This is a genomic window from Lentzea sokolovensis (assembly GCF_033949975.1).
Taxonomy (GTDB): domain Bacteria; phylum Actinomycetota; class Actinomycetes; order Mycobacteriales; family Pseudonocardiaceae; genus Lentzea; species Lentzea sokolovensis.
On the sequence record NZ_JAXAVU010000004.1, the window covers coordinates 765,114 to 783,216 of the forward strand.

Sequence of the window (18,103 nt, forward strand, 5' to 3'; positions counted from 1 at the left end):
ACCCGGGCGGGTGCGCCTCGTCGACGTTCCTCGTTCAGCGGTCTTCCGGCCTCCGCTCGCCGAGCACCGGGTCCTCCGGTCGCGCGGCGGTCGGCACCGGCGCGGTGACGGGCTCCGCCGGAGCGGAGGTGCCGGTGCGCACGGCGTCCTCACGCCCGCGCTGGTACGCCTCCGCCTGAGCCTGGGCCTGCGGCAGCTCCTGCTCCGCGCGCCCCAGCCAGCCCTCCCACCGCTGCTGCATCGGCCTCACCAGGCCACCGCCCACACCGACGACGAGGATGCCGCCGACCGTGGCGAGCACCGCGATCAGGACCGGCGTGGTGACCGTGGTGGCGACGCCGATCTGGTTCAGCGCGGCGATGATGCCCAGCGCCCAGATGAAGATCGACGCGATGTTCGCGAGAACGCGGCCGTAGGACAGGCCGCCCAACGCGCCACCGATGAAGTCCTTGACCGCGTTGGCGACCGCGCCCGCCACGACGACGATGATGATCGCGACCGCAGCCTTCGGCAGCCACGACACGATGCCGGTCAGCAGCTCGGAGACGGGGTTCGGGCCCCAGACGCCGAACGCGAACTGCAGCGTGATCAGCAACAACGCGTAGTAGACCAGTTTGGCGAGAAGGTCAGAGGCGTCGTACTTGCTGTTCGCGAGCATCCGGCTGATGCCGCCGCGCTCCACGAGCCGGTCGAACCCGACGCGTTCGAGCACCTTGTCGACGAGCTTCGCCACCGCCTTGGCGATGAACCAGCCGATCAGCAGGATCAACAGGAACGCCGCGAGCTTGGGCACGAACGTGGCCACGGCGCGCCAGGCGTCGGTCAGCCCTTGTCCGAAGTCCATGTCGAACTCCCTTCGCACGGGCGCCCGACCGGGCCACCCGCACCTGGCAGTACCCGGTGCGGGCTCACTTCACACGGAATTCACACAACCTGACGCAGCTCGCGATCGCAGGCGATCAGGTGTTCCCACGTGCGGCCGCGCTGACTCGGTGGTGCCGAACCGTCCGCGGTGCAGATCGGATACACCAGACCGAACGGGACGGGTTGATCGAACTCGTCTCCGGTGTGGACGTCGACCAGATGACGCACGTGTGCCATCGCGACCACTCCTTCGCATGGATTGCGGAGCCAGCGGGTTTGGGATCACCGAATACCCCGTGAGCTGCACGAACATGCCTGTTACCACTGCGACATAAGGGTGAACCATTCCGTCCTCAGTGGACTAACGCGCCGTGATCGTGAGAGTGAACGTGCCGTCGTGCGGCACGGTGAGGATCTCCATGCGACGGCCGGGGTAGGTGATCGTGGACGCCGGCCGCAGTCGCGGATCCAGTGGCCGCGCCCAGTCGAACCGGATCACGGTCCGGCCGCGGGTGAGCGTGAGGCCGCGCGAGTCGAGCGCCACCGTGTCGGAATCCCTTACCACCAAAGGAATCTGCTCGGTGGCAGCGGACTGGGCGCGCACCGACCGCACGATCCGGTCCCCCACCGTCACCTCGGTCACCACCGAGCCGGACGGCGTGCGGTAGCGGAACCGGTACGGCTCGCCGCCGGGGAACTCCGCCTGCTGCGGGCCGTTCGAGTCCGGCGCCTGGCCGGGGAACACGGTGGCCCAGCACGCGTGGTTGTTGTTGTTCATCGACTGCACGAGCGTGCCCGCCACCGGGTGCCACAGGAACGTCAACCCGGTGCGGGCCAACGAGGTCGCGCGGCGGGCACCGAAGTAGCCGCCGACGTACCACCGTGGACGCCGCACGAACAGGAAGTCCTGCCCTTGATCGCTGCGCCGCTCGGTGAAGTGCGCGCGGCGGTACGGCAACCGCGCGATCGCGGCTGTCCGCTCGGCACGGCTCGGGTAGCGCTCGCCGTAGATGGCGTGCGCGAGGATGCGCGGTGACGTGTCGGGCTTGACCAACGCGGGCACCGGGGCCGAGGAGGCTGCCCACGCGGCCCGTGCGGCGGCCAGGTCCTCACGGCTGGACACGAACGCGGCGAGGTTCGGCACCTCCGACACGAACTGGGCGTTGAGCGCCGTCCGTTCGGGATCGGGCCGCACGTCGGCGTAGAACTTCGAAGACGTGCGCGAGTTCGTGGCGATGTTCGCGAACCAGCCGGAACCGTCCGGTTCGCGCAGCAGGTTGTAGCCGAGCCAGTCGGTGTACTTCCGGGTCATGGCGACGAGGTTCGGGTCGCCGGACTGCCGCCACGCGTCGGCCAGTTCGGGCAGCATGACCTCGAAGTTGTAGTTGGTGTCCGCGCCCGACTCCTCGTAGAAGAACCCGGCGGGGCTCTGGCCGACGGTGGTCAGCCGCCGGAACGCCTCGGTGAGTCGCTGTCGCAGCGCGGGATCGGGGTCCTGCTTCAGCGCGAGCGCCGACCCCGCGAGCCCGGAGGTGGTCTGGTTCGCCCAGGTGAGCGGTGACTGCCAGACCGTGCCGTTCGACGGGTCGAGGAACCAGGTCATGGCCCTGCGCAGCGCGGCGGTGATCTGGGCCTGCCGGGACGGCAGCGCCGCGGCCCGCTTGAGCAACGCGTTCGTCTTGCTCAGGTAGCCCATGGCGAACCCGGTCGCCGCGAGCGAGTGCTGGTCCGCCGAGTACTCCGGCCACGACCCGTCGGCGTGCTGCAGGCCGAGGTAGTGGCCGAGCCCCGCGTCCAGCGCGGTGAGGACCAAGCTGTTGCCGCGGTACGGGTTCCACGAGCGGGACTGCGTCGCGAACCACGCCAGCGTGTAGACGTGCTCCTGGACGCGGGCGTTGTACGAGACGTTGGGGCTGCGCCACCAGCCACCGCCGAAGAAGCCGCTGGAGTTCATGTCGGCGACCATCGGCGAGACGAGCATCAGGTACTGCGCGAACCGCTGTTCGCCAGGCGCGAAGGCGCGGCGGTCCGGGGTGACGGGTGGGGGCGCGGGCAGGGCGTGCGCCGGCGTGGGCAGGGTGGCGAGCAGTCCGATCGCGGTGGCACCGGTGATCAGGCTGCGTCGGCTGAATGCGTTCACGGGGCTACCTCCTTGGCGGAGGACCCTCGCGCGGCCAGGCGCGGCCCGTCAAGATGCTAATTCGAATTATTACAGGGTTGACGGCGAGCCGGGTGCTGACGCAGACTCCCTGCCAATTCGAATTGGCAGGTGCTCATGGCCAAGCGGCTCACCCAGCAGGACATCGCGCGGATGGCAGGCGTCAGCCAGGCCACGGTGTCGCTGGTGCTCAACAACCGGACCGACGGCGGTGTCCGCATCGCGCCGGAGACCCGCGCACGCGTTCTGGAGGTCATCCGCAGAACGGGCTACGTCGCGAACCCCATCGCGCGCCGGCTGCACGACCAGCGCAACCGGATCCTCGGCGTCTTCACCTACGAGGCGGTGTTCCCGAGCACCCGTGCGGACTTCTACCAGCCGTTCCTCGAAGGGATCGAGGAGCAGGCCGAGGTGGCCGGCTGCGATCTGCTGCTGTTCACCAGCGCCAAGGCGGCGGAGGGGAAGCGGCGGATCTTCAGCGACGACAGCAGGATCCGGCTCGCCGACGGCTGCGTGCTGCTCGGTCGTTCGATCGACCGCGACGACCTCGCGCAGCTCGTGGCGGAGGCCGTCCCGTTCGTCTCGATCGGCCGGCGCGACGACGCGGGCGGTCCGGTGCCGCACATCGGCGCCGACTACCCCGCGGCCGTGCGGAACCTCGTGGACCGCGCGGTCGCCCTGGGCCACCGCAAGTTCGCGTACGTGGGTGCCGGGACGGGTGCGGAGTCGTCGGCCGACAGGCTGCGCGGGTTCAAGCAAGCCGTTGCGGCACACGGAGTCGAAGGCACGCACGTGCAGTTCGCCGGGCTCGGCCAACTGCTCGACGCGGGCATCACGGCCGTGCTCGCCGAGGAGGTCTCCGACGGCGCCGCACTCGTGCTCGCCGCCCGCGAGCGCGGCCTGTCGGTCCCCGGCGACCTCTCCGTGCTCATGCTCGGCGCCGCGACCCGTCCGGCACCGGACGACGTCCAGCTCACCGGATTCCGCATCCCCCGGCGCGAGATGGGCCGCCGGGCGGTGCAGGCGCTGACCGAGGTGCTCGAACACGGCACCACCCCGCGGGAGCTGCTGGCCTGCGAGTTCGTCGAAGGCACCACCCTCGGCCCGTGCAGGGCCCAGGGTTGATCAGGAGGAACCTGTTGCCGCACAACACAGATGTCGTCGTCGTGGGCGGCGGACTGGGCGGGGTCGCCGCCGCGCTCGCGCTGCTGCGCGCCGGTCGCCGGGTCGTGCTGACCGAGGAGTTCGAGTGGCTCGGCGGGCAGCTCACCAGTCAGGCCGTGCCGCCGGACGAGCACAGCTGGGTCGAGCGCTTCGGCGTCACCGCTTCGTATCGCGCGCTGCGTGACGGCATCCGCGACCACTACCGCCGCCACTACCCGCTGACCCCGCGGGCACGGGCGTGGCGCGAGCTCAACCCCGGTGCGGGCAACGTGAGCAGGCTCTGCCACGAGCCCCGCGTGGCCGTCGCCGTGATCGACGAGATGCTGGCGCCGTACCGGGGCAGCGGCAGGCTGACGGTCCTCCAGCCCGCCAGGCCGGTCTCCGCGCGCACCGACGGCGACCGCATTGTGTCGGTCACCGTCGAGCACAACGGCTCCGAGATCGAACTCGCCGCGCCGTACGTCCTCGACGCGACCGAGACCGGCGAGCTGCTCCCGTTGTCCGGCACCGAGTACGTGACGGGCTTCGAGTCCACCCTGGACACCGGCGAGCCCAGCGCACCGGAAACGGCACAGCCGGCGAACATGCAGGCGATGTCGGTGTGCTTCGCGATCGACCACGTCGACGGCGACCACACGATCGACAAGCCGGCGCGCTACGACTTCTGGCGCGAGTACCAGCCGGACTACTGGGGCGACCGCATGCTGTCGTTCCGCTCCCCCGACCCGCGCACGCTGACCATCGCCGAGCGCACCTTCACCCCGAACCCGGACGACGACCCGCTCTCGGTCCTGTCCGACCAGCGGCTCAGCGCGGGCGACAGCAACCTGTGGACGTTCCGCCGCATCGCCGCCCGCCGCAACTTCGTCGAAGGCGCCTACGACAGCGACATCTGCCTGGTCAACTGGCCGATGATCGACTACTTCGAGTCGCCGGTGATCGACGTGCCGGACGCGGACGAGCACATCGCGGCGGCACGGGAGCTGTCGAAGTCGGTCCTGTACTGGTTGCAGACCGAGGCACCGCGCGCCGACGGCGGCACGGGCTTCCCCGGCCTGCGGTTGCGCGGCGACGTCACCGGCAGCGCGGACGGCCTGGCGCAGGCCCCGTACATCCGCGAGTCGCGGCGGATGAGGACCGAGTACACGATCGTCGAGCAGGACCTCTCGCTCGCCGTGCGCGGCGACAAGGGCGCGGTGCAGCACGCCGACGCCGTGGGTGTCGGCATGTACCGCATCGACCTGCACCCCTCGACCGGCGGCGACAACTACCTCGACGTCGCCAGCTGCCCGTTCGAGATCCCGCTCGGCGCGCTCATCCCCCAGCGCGTCGAGAACCTGCTCCCGGCGGGCAAGAACATCGGCACCACCCACATCACCAACGGTTCCCACCGGCTGCACCCGGTCGAGTGGAACGTCGGCGAGGTCGCGGGCGCGCTCGCGGACTTCTGCCTGGCGCACCGAGTCACCCCTCGCGCGGTGCGCAACACCCCCGGCCTGCTCGCGGACTTCCAGCACCGGCTGGAACGCGACGGGGTCGAGCTCCGCTGGCCGGACGTGTCCGGCTACTAGTACTGGGAGACAACGATGTCGCGCCTGACAGCTCTGATCGTCGCCGCACTGCTCGCCCTCACCGCCTGCAGCGGATCCGCCGCGCAGTCCGGTCCCAAGTCGCTGCGCATGACCGTGTGGACCGCCAACGAGGCGCATCTCAAGCTGCTCAACGAGATCGCGTCCGAGTACAAGGCCTCGCACCCCGACGTCACCGAGATCAAGTTCGACTCGATCCCGGCCGACGGCTACACCACCACGCTCACCACCCAGATCGCCGGTGGCAACGCACCGGACCTGGCGTGGATCCTGGAGGAGTCCGCACCGGACTTCGTCTCCTCCGGTGCCCTCGCGCCGATCAAGGGCAAGGTCGAGAAGGCCGACGAACTCGTGCCGTCCGCCACCAAGCTGTGGGAGAAGGACGGCGAGCTCTACGCCTACCCGTTCTCCACCTCGCCGTTCGGCCTGTTCGTCAACACCGACCTGGTCAAGGACCTGCCGAAGACCTGGGACCAGGCGGTCGCGGCGTCGGCGGGCAAGAACCTGGTGCTGCCGGACTTCAAGTACCAGAACTGGGCGGTGCTCTCGGCGATCTGGCGCGGGTGGGGCGCGAACGCGTGGAGCGAGGACGGCAGGTCCTGCGGCTTCGGAAGCCAGGAGATGAAGGACGCCATGACGTTCGTCCACAAGGCGATCTTCACGGACAAGGCGATCCCCGGCCCCGGCACGACCGTGGACTTCTTCGCGGGCGACGCGGCCATGGCCATCAGTCAGATCTCGCGCGCGGGTGCGTTGAAGGACGCCAAGTTCGGCTGGACGCTGCTGCCGTTGCCGCAGGGCCCGAAGGGTGACTACGCGGTGATCGGCCAGGCCGGCGTCGGTGTGCTGAAGCGCTCGAAGAACGCCGACGCCGCCGCGGACTTCCTCGGCTTCTTCACCAACGCCGCCAACTCGGCCAAGCTCGCCCAGTTCTTCCCGCCGGTCCGCCAGTCGCTGCTCAACGCGGAGACCCTGGCCAAGAGCAACCCGCTGATCAAGCCGGAGCAGCTGCAGTCGGTCGTGATCGACGGCATCAGCAAGGGCGTGGTGAAGCCGAGCCACCAGGGCCAGGAGGAGCTGAACCAGACGATCCGCGCGGCGCTCGACCCGTTGTGGAAGCCGGACGCGAACGTCGGCCAGGTGCTCGACGGCGTGTGCGCGAAGATCAAGCCGCTGCTGGAGCGCCAGTGACGTTCTGGACGTATCGCAGGCGCGACAACCTGGTCGGCTACCTGTTCGTCGCGCCTGCTCTGCTCGGCAGCCTCGCGTTCGTGCTCATCCCGTTGGGGCTGGTCGCCTGGTACAGCCTCAACGAGTGGAACGTGCTCGGCGGGACGTTCGAGTTCATCGGCGGTGAGAACTACAAGCAGCTCCTCGCCGACGAGAAGCTGCGCGAGTCGCTCGTCGCCACGGCCTGGTTCGCCGCCGGGCTGGTGGTGCTGAACCTGTCGCTGGCCCTGCTGCTCGCGGTGCTGCTCAACCAGAAACTGCGCGGCACCACGCTGTTCAGGACGTTGTTCTTCTCCCCCGTGCTGGTGTCGCTGGTGGCGTGGACGCTGGTCTGGCAGCTCATGCTGCAGCCGGACGGCAGCGTGAACGGCCTGCTGAGCGTGTTCGGCGTCGACGGACCGAACTGGCTGCGGGGCGAGACCACCGCGATGGTGTCGGTGGTCGTCGTGCAGGTGATCAAGAACGTCGGCCTGAACATGGTGCTGTTCCTCGCGGCGCTGCAAGGGGTTCCGGCACCGCTGTACGAGGCCGCGAAGATCGACGGCGCGGGCGCGTGGAGGCGGTTCCGGAGCATCACGATCCCGTTGATCAGCCCGACGATCCTGCTCACGTCGATCATCACGATCGTCGGCTCGTTGCAGGTGTTCGCGCAGATCGCGGTGCTCACCCAGGGCGGTCCCGGCACGTCCACGACCGTGTTGATCTACTACCTGTACCAGCAGGCGTTCCAGTTCCACCACTTCGGCTACGGCGCGACGATCTCGGTGCTGTTGTTCGTCATCGTCGCCGCTCTGACGTTGCTGCAGTGGCGGATGCGCCGGAAGTGGGTGCTCCATGAGTCGTAACGTCTCCAAGCGGAACGTCGCGCTCTACGGGTTGTTGTGCGTGCTGTGCGTGCCGTTCGTGTTCCCGACGTGGTGGATGGTCACCTCGTCGATGAAGCCGATCAGCGAGATCTTCTCCGAGTCGCTGCTGCCATCGGAGTGGACGTTCTCCACGTACTCCCAGGTGTTCCGGATGCAGCCGTTCGGGCAGCAGTACTGGAACAGCCTCTACATCGCGGTGATCGTCACGGTCGGCACGATGGCCGTCGCGGCGCTCGCGGGCTACGCGTTCGCGCGCATCAGGTTTCCTGGGCAGAACGCGCTGTTCGTGGTGGTGCTGACCGGTCTGCTCATCCCGAGCGAGGTGACGATCGTCCCGTTGTTCCAGCTCTTCCAGTCGCTCGGGCTGACGAACACGCACTGGCCGTTGATCATCGTGCCGATCTTCGGGGCGCCGTGCGTGCTGGCGATCTTCATCATGCGCCAGTTCTTCATCGCGCTGCCGCCGGAGCTGGAGGAGGCCGCCCGCATGGACGGCCTGGGTCGCGCCGGGATCTTCTACCGGATCGCGCTGCCGCTCTCCCGCCCGGCGCTGGGCGCGGTCGCGATCTTCACGTTCCTGCACTCGTGGAACCTCTACCTGGAACCGATCGTGTACCTGTCCACGCCGGACATGTTCACACTGCCGCAGGCGCTGACCCAGTTCGTCGACATCTACGGTGGTCCGATGTTCAACGTCCAGCTGGCCGCCGCGACGATGACGGCGGTGCCGATCCTGGTGGTGTTCGTGCTGGCCCAGCGGCAGTTCATCGAGGGTCTCGCGCACACGGGCGTGAAGGGATGATCGATCCGGAGCTCGCGGCGGCGATCGACCTCTCCCGGCCACCGCTGACGGCGGACGGGATCGCGGCGAGGCGGGCCGCCAACCGGGTCGTCACCGACGCCGAACTGACGCGCGGCGGCTCGGTCACGTTCACCGAGGAGGACGCGGACGGTGTGCCCGTGCTCGTGTTGCGTCCCGCCGGGGTTCCGGAGGGCCCGCCGGTCCTGCACGTGCACGGCGGCGGGATGGTCGCGGGCACCCGCCGCTCCGACCTGCACGTGCTGGCGGAGTGGGTGTCGGAGCTCGGCGTCACGCTGTTCTCCCCCGAGTACCGCCTGGCACCCGAGAACCCGCATCCGGCGCCCGTGCAGGACTGCTACCGGACGCTGACGTGGATGGAGCGCAACGGTTTCAGCTCGCCGGTCGTCGCGGGCACGTCCGCAGGCGGTGGACTGGCGGCGGCGGTGACGCTCATGGCCCGCGACCACGGCGGCCCTGCCGTCCGCGGCCAGCTGCTGATCTACCCGATGCTCGACGACAGGTGCGAAACCCCGTCCAGTCACCAGTTCCTCGACGGCACGATCTGGGTCCGCTCGTCGAACATCACCGGCTGGACGGCGTTGCTGGGTGACGCGCGGGGCGGTCCGGACGTGTCGCCGTTCGCCGCTCCCGCACGCGCCACCGACCTCTCCGGGCTACCGCCGACGTACGTCGACGTCGGCTCGGTGGACGTGTTCCGCGACGAGGCCGTCGACTACGCGTCCCGGATCTGGCAGACCGGTGGGGACGCGGAACTGCACGTGTGGCCCGGTGGCTGCCACGGCTTCGACCACCTCGCACCGGAAGCGGCACTGTCCCGGCGTGCCCGAGCCACGCGGATGGAGTGGCTGAGCAGGGTGATCGGCTGAGGTCCTCGCGGCGGTGGGGAGGGAGGGTCACCGCACGCGAGGAGGTCCTGCGGTTACCGGTATCGCGGATGCGTGGTGTGCCATTCGAAGCCGCCGCCCATCCAGGCCTTGGTGCCCTTCAGGAACCGGTGCAGCTCCACCGACGGCACCGCGAGCAACGCCTTGTGCCCGGCCTCGAAATCGCGCACCAGCTGGTTGTGCAGCTCCACGGTCCGTGCGGTGGCCTCGGCGATCGAGCACTCCCGGTCGGCGGCGATCTGCAGCACCATGTTGCAGACCGGCTGCTCGTCGGCGGCGTCCTTCTCCACCGACACCAGGTCGTTCACCATCACCGCCGCCGTGCCCGCGGACGTGAGCAGCTGCCGCACGCGCGGGTCGTAGTACAGCGGCGCGGGCAGTTCGTAGCCTCCAACGGCGTCGATCAGCGTCATCGACGTGTAGAAGGTGTCGTGCTGCCGAGTCGCGAGGTACTGCCACGCGGGCGGGTAGTTGCCGGTGTGCCGCCACGCCGCATAGGCGCCCCACGACACGAACATCGCGAACGTCGAGTAGCAGACCCGTTGCACCACGGTCGCTGTGGTGCGGGACGTCAGGTGCGCGATGCCCGAACGCAGGCCGACGAGCACCGGGTCGGCGGCGAGCGTCTCCTCCAGTTCCGCGGTGAACTCGGCGGCGGGCGCGACCGGGTCCATCGCGGCCATCGCCAGCGCCAGGCGCGGCGGCAGTTCGGCCGGGACCGCGCCCATCTCGGTGCTGTCGGCGTACAGGTCGTCGGCGGCCCACCACGCCGCGTTCAGCTTCGCCGCGATCAGCAGCTGGTCGACGTCGTCGGTGTCCACGTGGGTCAGCACCGCGAGCCGGCCGAACATGCCGCCCAGGAACCGTTCCGGCTCCTCGAAACCGCACTCCCCCGCCCACGCGACCAGGCGTTCGTCGACAGCGGCCGCCAGCACGGCGTCCTCGCGTTCGAGCACCGGCACGTACAGCGGTGGCGCGGTGCCGTCACCCCACGGGCGTTCGGCATAACCGGGTTCGGGCGGCAGGGCAACGGCCTCGGGCCGCCCGAGACGGGCAGCAGAAGTGCCCAGCCCGGACGGCCCAGTGAGGAGATCCCTCATCAGACGCGGTCCGCGACGATCAACAGGTAGTGGAACGACCCTTCCTTGTAGGCGGTGAGGAACGGGTCCTCGACTCCGGTCGCGACCGACGACTTGGCGCGCAGCTCCCAGTACGGGATGGTGTCCGGCGTCAGGTCGACCACGCTGATCGGCACGAAACCGTTGTCCGCCAACGCCCTGAAGTACTCGCTGCGCGGGTGGATGTTGCAGATGTAGTGCTGGTCGATCTGGCTGACCGCCCGCGAACGGCCGCCCGTCAGGTCGTTGTAGCAGCCGGTGATGCAGACGTACCGGCCGCCGGGCGCGATCAGCCGCGCGAACTCGCCGTACAGCTGCTGGAGGTCCACGTACATCGTGGTCTCGTTGGTCCAGATGCCGTTGAACGAGCCGGTCTCGAAGCCGGTGTCGAGCATGTTCTTGAAGTGGAAGCGGACCTGGTCCGCGACATCGCGTTCCACGGCCTGGTCGTTGGCGAACGCCACCTGCTGCTCGGAGATGCTGACGCCGTCGACCAGGGCGCCGAACCGGGCGTTGGCCATGAAGCTGGTGCCGCCGCGGCCGGAACCGCCGTCCATCAGGTGGCCGCGCACGGGAACGTCGCCGAACGCGTCCAGCAGCACCTCTGCCTGGGCGGTCTCCAGCCGGTGCATCTCGGCGATGATCGCCTGGTCGCGCACCGCGAGCGGCGCCTCCAGCACCGCCGGGTCGTACTGGCCGAGCCCGTAGTGGTGGTGGTAGAGACCGTCCACCTCACCGAGCTTGATGTTGACCGGGTCCTTCTCCTTGTTCCAGTAGTCCGCGACGGAACGCTGGTAGTCGGTGCGCAGAACCGGCTTCACAGTGGGGCTCGCCATGGTCTGGGTGGCTCCTGTTCGTTGGAACGCTCACTGCCGAACAGGAACTGACCTTTGCAGCTGATGGCCCAGTCAGCGATCCGCCGTTCAGGCTTGGTTCGGACACGAACGGGTGGGCCGGCAACCAACCGGATGACAGAAGGAAGCAGGATTCCACGCCGCCTGGCAGACATCCCGTACTCACACGATTCAGATGCGTGAGCTGCTCCGCGCGCTGCCGATCGGGCAAGAACCGTCATTGAAAACCATTGCATCATTATCTATTTCATGAATGTGAAAGTTTGACAGAGGCCTACACCTCTACTACAAAGAAATGGCCCCGCCCTGCCAAACGAGGGTAATCAATGATGCGAACCTCCCTGCCTCTGCTATCCCTGCTTCTAATAGGTTCCTTGGCCGTTCCCACTGCCACGGCGATCGCCGCACCTGCTCTGACGGGCCTGGACGTCTCGTCAGGCAACCGGCGCGCGCCTGTTTCCGGCCTGTACGACTGGTCGAAATCCGGGTATCGCGGCAATGGCGTGCTACCGGGAAACAATGAGGTGAACCCGAGCGCCGCCTGTCAGATCACGGCGGCGGAACTCGCTTCCCAGTTCTCCGTGCGTCCCGATGACGCGGCCGACGACACGGCAGGGCTCCAGGCCGCGATCGACGCCATCAAGACGCAGTGTTCGCCCAGTGCGAGCTACACGAAGCTCAGCACCATCACGCTGCCGGCGGGCCAGTTGAAGGTGTCGAAGGAACTGCACGTCGACGCCGACTACCTGATCATCAGGGGTGCCGGAGCGACGGCGACGAAGATCGTCTACACGCCCGACGCCAACACCCGGTACGACTCCCTGACACCGGACGGTTCGGACTGGGACGAGGACGCGATGACGTCCGGGCAGGGCAAGGGCGGCTGGCTGTGGCCGGGCCGCGGCCTGTTCCGGGTCCAGTCGCGCGGCGTGCACCCGAGCTACGCGAGCGACCACGCGGCGGCGCCGGAGAACCGCAAGGACATCTTCGAGGGCACGATCAACGTGCACTGGAAGGCCGGCACGAAGGTGAGCACCGCCGCCAAGGCCGGTGACCGCACCATCAAGGTCGCCTCCGCCAGTGCGATCAAGGCGGGCATGTTCGTCAACGTCCGTGCCGCGAACTCGGTCAAGTTCTACGAGCAGCAGTTCGCCACGGGCACCCCGTACCCGATGCTGAACATGCACATGCGGCAGCAGATCTTCACCGTCGCGTCGGTGTCGGGCACCACGGTCACGCTCGACAAGCCGCTGGAGTTCGACGTTCCGGTCAACTCCACCTCGGACGGTTCACCGGCCATCGGCGGAGCGACGTACGACTCGAAGATGTCGCCGCTGGTGGACCCTGTCCTCGGCGTCGGGTTCGAGAACTTCGGCTTCACGCAGGCGATGCCGAACCTCGACCCCGCCGAGGCCACCAACAACTACGGCAACATGGCTCCCGCGGACGAGATGCACGGCATCGTCTTCAAGTGGGCGGCGAACTCGTGGGTGAAGGGCATTCGCGCGGAGATGACCGGGTCGCACCCGATCGTCACCGAGGAGGCCAAGAACCTGCAGATCGTCGACAACTATCTGGACGGTTCGTGGAACAAGGGCAAGGGCGGCAACGGTTACTTCCGCGGCTCGCGGGTGTGGGACTCGCTCTACGCCGGCAACACGTCGCGCAACCTGCGGCACTTCACGTTCCAGTGGTCGGCGTCGGGCAACGTGGTGGTCGGCAACGACTTCGACTCCGATCTGAACCTGCACGGCGGCTGGGAGCGCAACAACCTGTTCGAGAACAACAGCGTGAAGGTCTCCTACGCACACCGTTCCGGCAACTGCCGCGCGAACTGCGGTGAGGAGGGCGGCGGCGGGCCCGACGACTCGAACTGGTTCCCGATCTGGTGGGGCGCGGGCAAGAAGGCCGTCAAGTGGTCGGGAGCCTCCGGCCCGCGCAACGTGTTCTTCAACAACGCCATGACGAAGCAGCTGTCGACCGGTGGCACCTACGACGCCTTCTACAGCGAGAAGTCGCGGATCTACCAGTTCGGCTGGAACGGCAGTGCGTACAAGCACCTCGACGTCGGCGGCGCCCCGATCGCGGACTGGGCGAAGAACGAGCAGCGCGACTACACCGGCGGTCACGGCGTCGACGCGACGAAGACCGACTCGGCGAAGTCGTTGTTCCTCAAGAACATCCCGGCCACCTTCGGCGTGCAGGCCACCATCCCGGTGTCGAACGCCGAGCAGCTCAAGGCGGCGCTGACCAACGCCAAGGCCGGTGACGTCGTCCAGCTCGCGTCCGGCACCTACCGCGGGTCGTTCGTCTCGCAGAAGGCCGGCACGTCGAGCAACCCGATCACGCTCACCGGGCCCTCGTCCGCGGTGCTGGTCAACGACGGCCCGTCCGGCACGGCACCGTCCTGCCCGGTGCCGACCGCGGGCTGGGACTCGGGTTACGGCCTGTGGCTGTACAACGCGCCCTACTGGAACATCAAGGGCATCACGGTGGCGGAGTCGAAGAAGGGCATCGTCCTCGACAACTCCCACCACGTCACGATCGACGGCGTGACCGTGCGCAGGACGGACGAGGAAGGCGTGCACTTCCGGCGTTCGTCCGCGGACGGCGTGATCAGGAACTCGACGATCACGGACGCCGGCGTCGTGACGAAGGACTACGGCGAGGGCGTGTACATCGGCTCCGCGAACTCGAACTGGAAGTGCCACGGCAACTCCGGCGGCGTCGACAAGTCCGACCGCGTGCAGGTGCTCAACAACAAGATCGGCCCTGGGGTGTCTGCGGAGCACATCGACGTCAAGGAAGGCACGCAGGGCGGCCTTATCAGCGGCAACACGTTCAACGGCACCGGGATCTCCGGCGCCAACTCCGCCGACTCGTGGATCGACGTGAAGGGCTTCGACTACCGGATCGAGAACAACACCGGCACCTTCGCCTCTCCCGGCACGTTCAAGAACGGCTACGAGACGCACAACCCGAGCACCACGCCCGCGTTCGGCAACGGCTGCGGGAACGTGTGGCGCGGCAACAGGTCCGATCTCGGCGACGTCGGCGAGTACGCGGTGTACGTGTCGTCCACGTCGAAGTGCAAGGCCAACCCGAATGTCGTGCACGCCTCGAACACGGCCACCAGGGCCAAGAAGGGCGTGTCGAACATCCCGGTCACCCCGTAGAAGGCGGGGGTTGCAGGGGTCCCGATCGGTGTACGGCGGCGTCGCCGATCGGGATCCCTGGCTTGCTCTCAGGCGTTCTGACGCATCGCCCGCACTTCTTCCTTGAGTGCGCGAACCTCCTGCAGCAGCAGGTCGTCGTGACTCGCGGAACGGGGTGCGGGGACGGTCACCTCCTCCTGCATCGCGCTGCACACGACCGCGATGAACAGGTTGAGCATCGTGAACGTGCCGACCAGCAGGTAGATCAGGAAGAAGATCCACGCGTAGGGCTTCTGCACCATCAGGTCGCGCATGACGTCCGACCAGCCGTCGCCCGTGGTGATCTGGAACAGCGTCAGCAACGTCGGGCCCAGACCGGTGAAGCGCGGGTCTCCGGTGTCGCCGAACAGGTTGCTCGCGATCACGCCGCCGATGTAGACGAGCAGCACCAGCAGGCCCGACAACGACACCAGGCCGGGAATCGACCGCACCAGCGCCGTGACGACCCGGCGCATGCTCGGCACCATCGCCACGAGCCGCAGCGCGCGCAGGATCCGGAGACTGCGCAGCACGGACAGCGGTCCCGCGGCCGGGATCAGCGCGATGCCCACGATGATGAAGTCGAAGACGTTCCACGGGTCTTTGAAGAACTTCCAGCCGAACGCGTACAGCCGGGCCGCGAGCTCGGCCGTGAAGATCGCCAGCGCCAGGTGGTCGATCGTCGTCAACAGAGGGCCGAACTTCGCTTCCAGGACGGTCGACGTCTCGGCTCCCAGGGTGATCGCGTTGATCACGATCACGCCGACGATGAACATCTGGAACCGGTTGCTCTCCACGAGCTGGCCGGTCCGGGCACGCGCCATCTTCACTTGCTGCTCCTACTACAGGGGTTGTAACTGTTTGGTGGAACGTGAACAAACGCGGAGTTGTGTGAGTTTTCGTGGAGCGGGGCCAGGGCGGTGTTGTCGGTGTCGGCCGCTACGGTGTCGGTGAAATGGTCACGGTGATCCAGGCGTATCGGTTCGCGCTCGATCCGACCGCGGGGCAGCATTCGGCTCTGCGGTCGCATTGTGGTGCGCAGCGGTACGCGTTCAACTGGGGCTTGGCGCGAATCAGGGTGAACCTGGACCAGCGTGCCGCCGAGAAGACCTACGACATTCCCGAGGATCAGCTCACCCCGCCGGTGTCGTGGTCGGCTTACAGCCTGCGCAAGGGCTGGAACCAGGGCAAGGACGAGGTCGCGCCGTGGTGGGCTGAGAACTCGAAGGAGGCCTATTCGTCCGGCTTGGCCAACCTCGCGGCCGCGCTCGGTAACTGGGTCGGTTCCACAAGGGGGAAGCGGCGCGGCCAAGGGGTTCGGTTCCCCCGGTTCAAGGGCCGCCGGTCCGGGTTGTCGTGCCGGTTCACCACCGGCGCGTTCGGCCTCGCCGACGACCGACGGCACGTGAAACTGCCCCGTATCGGTGTGGTGCGCACCCACGAGTCGACCCGCAAGCTCGCCCGGCACGTCGAGCGTGGTACAGCGCGCATCCGCTCTGCGACCGTCTCCTTCCGGGCCGGCCGCTGGTTCGTGGCGTTCTCCGTGGAGATCACCCGCGCCGATCCCGTGCCCACCCGGCCGGAGAGCGTTGTGGGTGTGGACCTGGGCGTGAAGTCCCTGGCCGTGCTGTCGACCGGCGAGATCATCCCGAACCCGCGGCATCTGGAGACCGCTCAGCGGGAGTTGCGTCGCCTGCAACGCCAAGCCGCGCGCCGCACTGGCCCGGACCGGCGCACCCGCCGGGAACCCTCCGCCCGATGGCGCAAGACCCAGGCGCGCATCACGCGGCTGCACGCCGCGATCACCAACGTCCGGAGCGACGGGCTGCACACGCTGTCCACCCGGCTCGTGCGCACCCACGGAACGGTCGTGATCGAGGACCTGAACGTGGCCGGCATGACCCGCAACCGCAGGCTTGCCCGGCACATCGCCGGTGTCGGTATGGCCGAGCTGCGCCGCCAGATCGAGTACAAGGCCACATGGGCGGGCGTGCATGTGCATGTCGCCGACCGGTGGTATCCCTCCTCCAAGACGTGTTCGGCCTGTGGCACAGTGAAAGCCAAACTGCGCCTGGGCGAACGCGTGTACCGCTGCGACGCGTGCGGTCTGGTCCTGGACCGTGATCTCAACGCCGCGTGCAACCTCGCCGCGCTCGTGCGCTGCGAGATGTCCTCCCCGAGTTGCGGGGCGACGGTAAACGAGCCCGCTGGAAACCTGCGTAAGACCCGCGCTGCGCGGGCGACGGGTACTGCCACGGGAAGACCCGCACAGACCAGTACGGGTCAACGCCGACGCCGCAAGGCGACGGCTGTCTGAACACAGTGGACTCACACTCGCTCACAATTCAGGCAACGGTTGTGCTACCTATCGGCGGTGGAGGCGACCCAACTGTTCACCCGGTCGTGTTGATCAGCTCCAGCCTGCTGGCGGTGCGGGCGAGGTCGCGCGTGTCGCCGCCGACGATCTCCCCGAGCGCGTGGTCGCTCACGAGCGTCAGCCGGACGTCCTTGTCCACCAACACGTCCACGACGTTCGCGAACCGCTGCCTGGTCTCCCGGCCGCGGGTGCCCAACCGTGGGACGTCCGTGATCACCCAGTCGTCGAAGCGGTCCGCGAGCACCAGGTAGTCCTGCGTCGAGGTCGGTTTCTCGCACAGGTCGCCGAAGTCGAACCAGATCCTGGCGCCTTCGGTGCCCAGCGCGGTGAACGCGCGGCCGTTGACCTCGAGGACGACCGGCGTGTCCGGCAGGGTCGCGGTCCTGGTGATCTCGCCGGTCTCGAACCGCGAGCGCGGCTCGGTGTGCAGGTGCCGGTAGTCGGTGGCGCCGTTGAGGTCCACCGCGTCCATCAGTTCCTTGATCAGCGCGATGCCGGGCAGGAAGTGGTCGTGGTAGAGCGGGTCGGGCAGCAGGCCGTCCGGCGGGTAGTTGGACGTGGCGATGATCATCACGTTGCGCGCTTGGAGCTCCTCCAACAACCGCGTCATCAGCATCGCGTCGCCGACGTCGTGCACGTGCAGCTCGTCGAACGCCAGCACCTTCGCCCGGCCGATCAGCTCCTTCACCGCCCTGGCGACGGCGCCGCGCTCGCGCAGCCGTTCGGAGATCCTCCGGTGCAGTTCCTGGAAGAACGCGTGGAAGTGCACGCGCTTCTTGGGCTCCGGCAGCACGTCGAACAGTGCGTCCGCCAGAAAGCTCTTCCCACGGCCGACCGGCCCGTGCAGGTAGACACCCCTGCGTTGGCTTGCGAGCTCGTTGAGCCTCGTGATGGCTTCCAGTTGTGCGTCGTCGAGCTCGTACCCGCTGCCCGACACGTGCGCGCGAAGATCCACTGCTGCCCCCGCGCCAGCTTACGATCG

The 18,103-nt window shown here is 68.1% G+C and carries 15 protein-coding genes; 8 read left to right on the forward strand and 7 right to left on the reverse strand.

Annotated features, from left to right (window positions below):
- Positions 1-34 precede the first annotated feature (34 nt).
- The 3 genes from SK854_RS09080 to SK854_RS09090 form a co-directional block, all read right to left on the reverse strand.
- Positions 35-844 carry a mechanosensitive ion channel family protein gene (locus tag SK854_RS09080; protein WP_319974558.1) on the reverse strand — a complete coding sequence of 270 codons (810 nt, stop codon included), beginning with the start codon at positions 842-844 and terminating at the stop codon, positions 35-37.
- 80 nt (positions 845-924) lie between these two features.
- Positions 925-1,101 (reverse strand): hypothetical protein, encoded by a 177-nt coding sequence (locus SK854_RS09085; RefSeq protein WP_177320336.1) that lies wholly within the window; start codon positions 1,099-1,101, stop codon positions 925-927.
- A gap of 124 nt (positions 1,102-1,225) precedes the next feature.
- Positions 1,226-3,004: a hypothetical protein gene (locus SK854_RS09090; protein WP_319974559.1), complete on the reverse strand. Its 1,779-nt coding sequence runs from the start codon at positions 3,002-3,004 to the stop codon at positions 1,226-1,228.
- Between the two features lie 135 nt (positions 3,005-3,139).
- Here SK854_RS09090 and SK854_RS09095 point away from each other — a divergent pair, with 135 nt between their 5' ends.
- Genes SK854_RS09095 through SK854_RS09120 form a run of 6 tightly spaced genes read left to right on the forward strand, consistent with a single transcriptional unit; the run spans position 3,140 to position 9,560 of the window.
- A complete protein-coding gene (locus SK854_RS09095; RefSeq protein ID WP_319974560.1) occupies positions 3,140-4,147 on the forward strand; it encodes a LacI family DNA-binding transcriptional regulator in 1,008 nt (335 codons plus the stop codon).
- 14 nt (positions 4,148-4,161) lie between these two features.
- The gene (locus SK854_RS09100) at positions 4,162-5,757 is read left to right on the forward strand and encodes an FAD-dependent oxidoreductase (RefSeq protein ID WP_319974561.1); all 1,596 of its coding nucleotides are present in this window, start codon (positions 4,162-4,164) and stop codon (positions 5,755-5,757) included.
- 15 nt (positions 5,758-5,772) lie between these two features.
- A complete protein-coding gene (locus tag SK854_RS09105) occupies positions 5,773-6,966 on the forward strand; it encodes an ABC transporter substrate-binding protein (RefSeq protein WP_319974562.1) in 1,194 nt (397 codons plus the stop codon).
- On the forward strand, positions 6,963-7,850 hold the full coding sequence (locus tag SK854_RS09110; protein ID WP_319974563.1) for a carbohydrate ABC transporter permease: 888 nt from the start codon (positions 6,963-6,965) through the stop codon (positions 7,848-7,850). Before SK854_RS09105 ends, SK854_RS09110 begins: the two co-directional genes overlap by 4 nt.
- Positions 7,840-8,673 (forward strand): carbohydrate ABC transporter permease, encoded by an 834-nt coding sequence (locus SK854_RS09115; protein ID WP_319974564.1) that lies wholly within the window; start codon positions 7,840-7,842, stop codon positions 8,671-8,673. Before SK854_RS09110 ends, SK854_RS09115 begins: the two co-directional genes overlap by 11 nt.
- On the forward strand, positions 8,670-9,560 hold the full coding sequence (locus tag SK854_RS09120; RefSeq protein WP_319974565.1) for an alpha/beta hydrolase: 891 nt from the start codon (positions 8,670-8,672) through the stop codon (positions 9,558-9,560). Before SK854_RS09115 ends, SK854_RS09120 begins: the two co-directional genes overlap by 4 nt.
- 53 nt (positions 9,561-9,613) lie before the next feature.
- Here SK854_RS09120 and SK854_RS09125 read toward each other — a convergent pair whose 3' ends face one another.
- A complete protein-coding gene (locus SK854_RS09125; RefSeq protein ID WP_319974566.1) occupies positions 9,614-10,678 on the reverse strand; it encodes a family 2 encapsulin nanocompartment cargo protein terpene cyclase in 1,065 nt (354 codons plus the stop codon).
- Entirely contained in the window at positions 10,678-11,532 is an 855-nt protein-coding gene (locus tag SK854_RS09130; RefSeq protein WP_319974567.1) for a geranyl diphosphate 2-C-methyltransferase, read from the reverse strand. Before SK854_RS09130 ends, SK854_RS09125 begins: the two co-directional genes overlap by 1 nt.
- Before the next feature lie 392 nt (positions 11,533-11,924).
- Between SK854_RS09130 and SK854_RS09135 the strand changes: the two genes are divergently transcribed.
- Positions 11,925-14,726: a right-handed parallel beta-helix repeat-containing protein gene (locus tag SK854_RS09135; RefSeq protein ID WP_319974568.1), complete on the forward strand. Its 2,802-nt coding sequence runs from the start codon at positions 11,925-11,927 to the stop codon at positions 14,724-14,726.
- Between the two features lie 68 nt (positions 14,727-14,794).
- On the opposite strand, the gene SK854_RS09140 is transcribed toward SK854_RS09135, so the two are convergent.
- Positions 14,795-15,568, reverse strand: coding sequence for an ion transporter (locus SK854_RS09140; protein WP_319974905.1), 774 nt, complete (start codon positions 15,566-15,568; stop codon positions 14,795-14,797).
- Positions 15,569-15,699: 131 nt separating this feature from the next.
- Here SK854_RS09140 and tnpB point away from each other — a divergent pair, with 131 nt between their 5' ends.
- Positions 15,700-17,061, forward strand: coding sequence for an IS607 family element RNA-guided endonuclease TnpB (tnpB, locus tag SK854_RS09145; protein WP_319974569.1), 1,362 nt, complete (start codon positions 15,700-15,702; stop codon positions 17,059-17,061).
- A gap of 76 nt (positions 17,062-17,137) precedes the next feature.
- On the opposite strand, the gene zapE is transcribed toward tnpB, so the two are convergent.
- The gene (gene zapE, locus SK854_RS09150; RefSeq protein ID WP_319974570.1) at positions 17,138-18,076 is read right to left on the reverse strand and encodes a cell division protein ZapE; all 939 of its coding nucleotides are present in this window, start codon (positions 18,074-18,076) and stop codon (positions 17,138-17,140) included.
- Between the last annotated feature and the right edge of the window lie 27 nt (positions 18,077-18,103).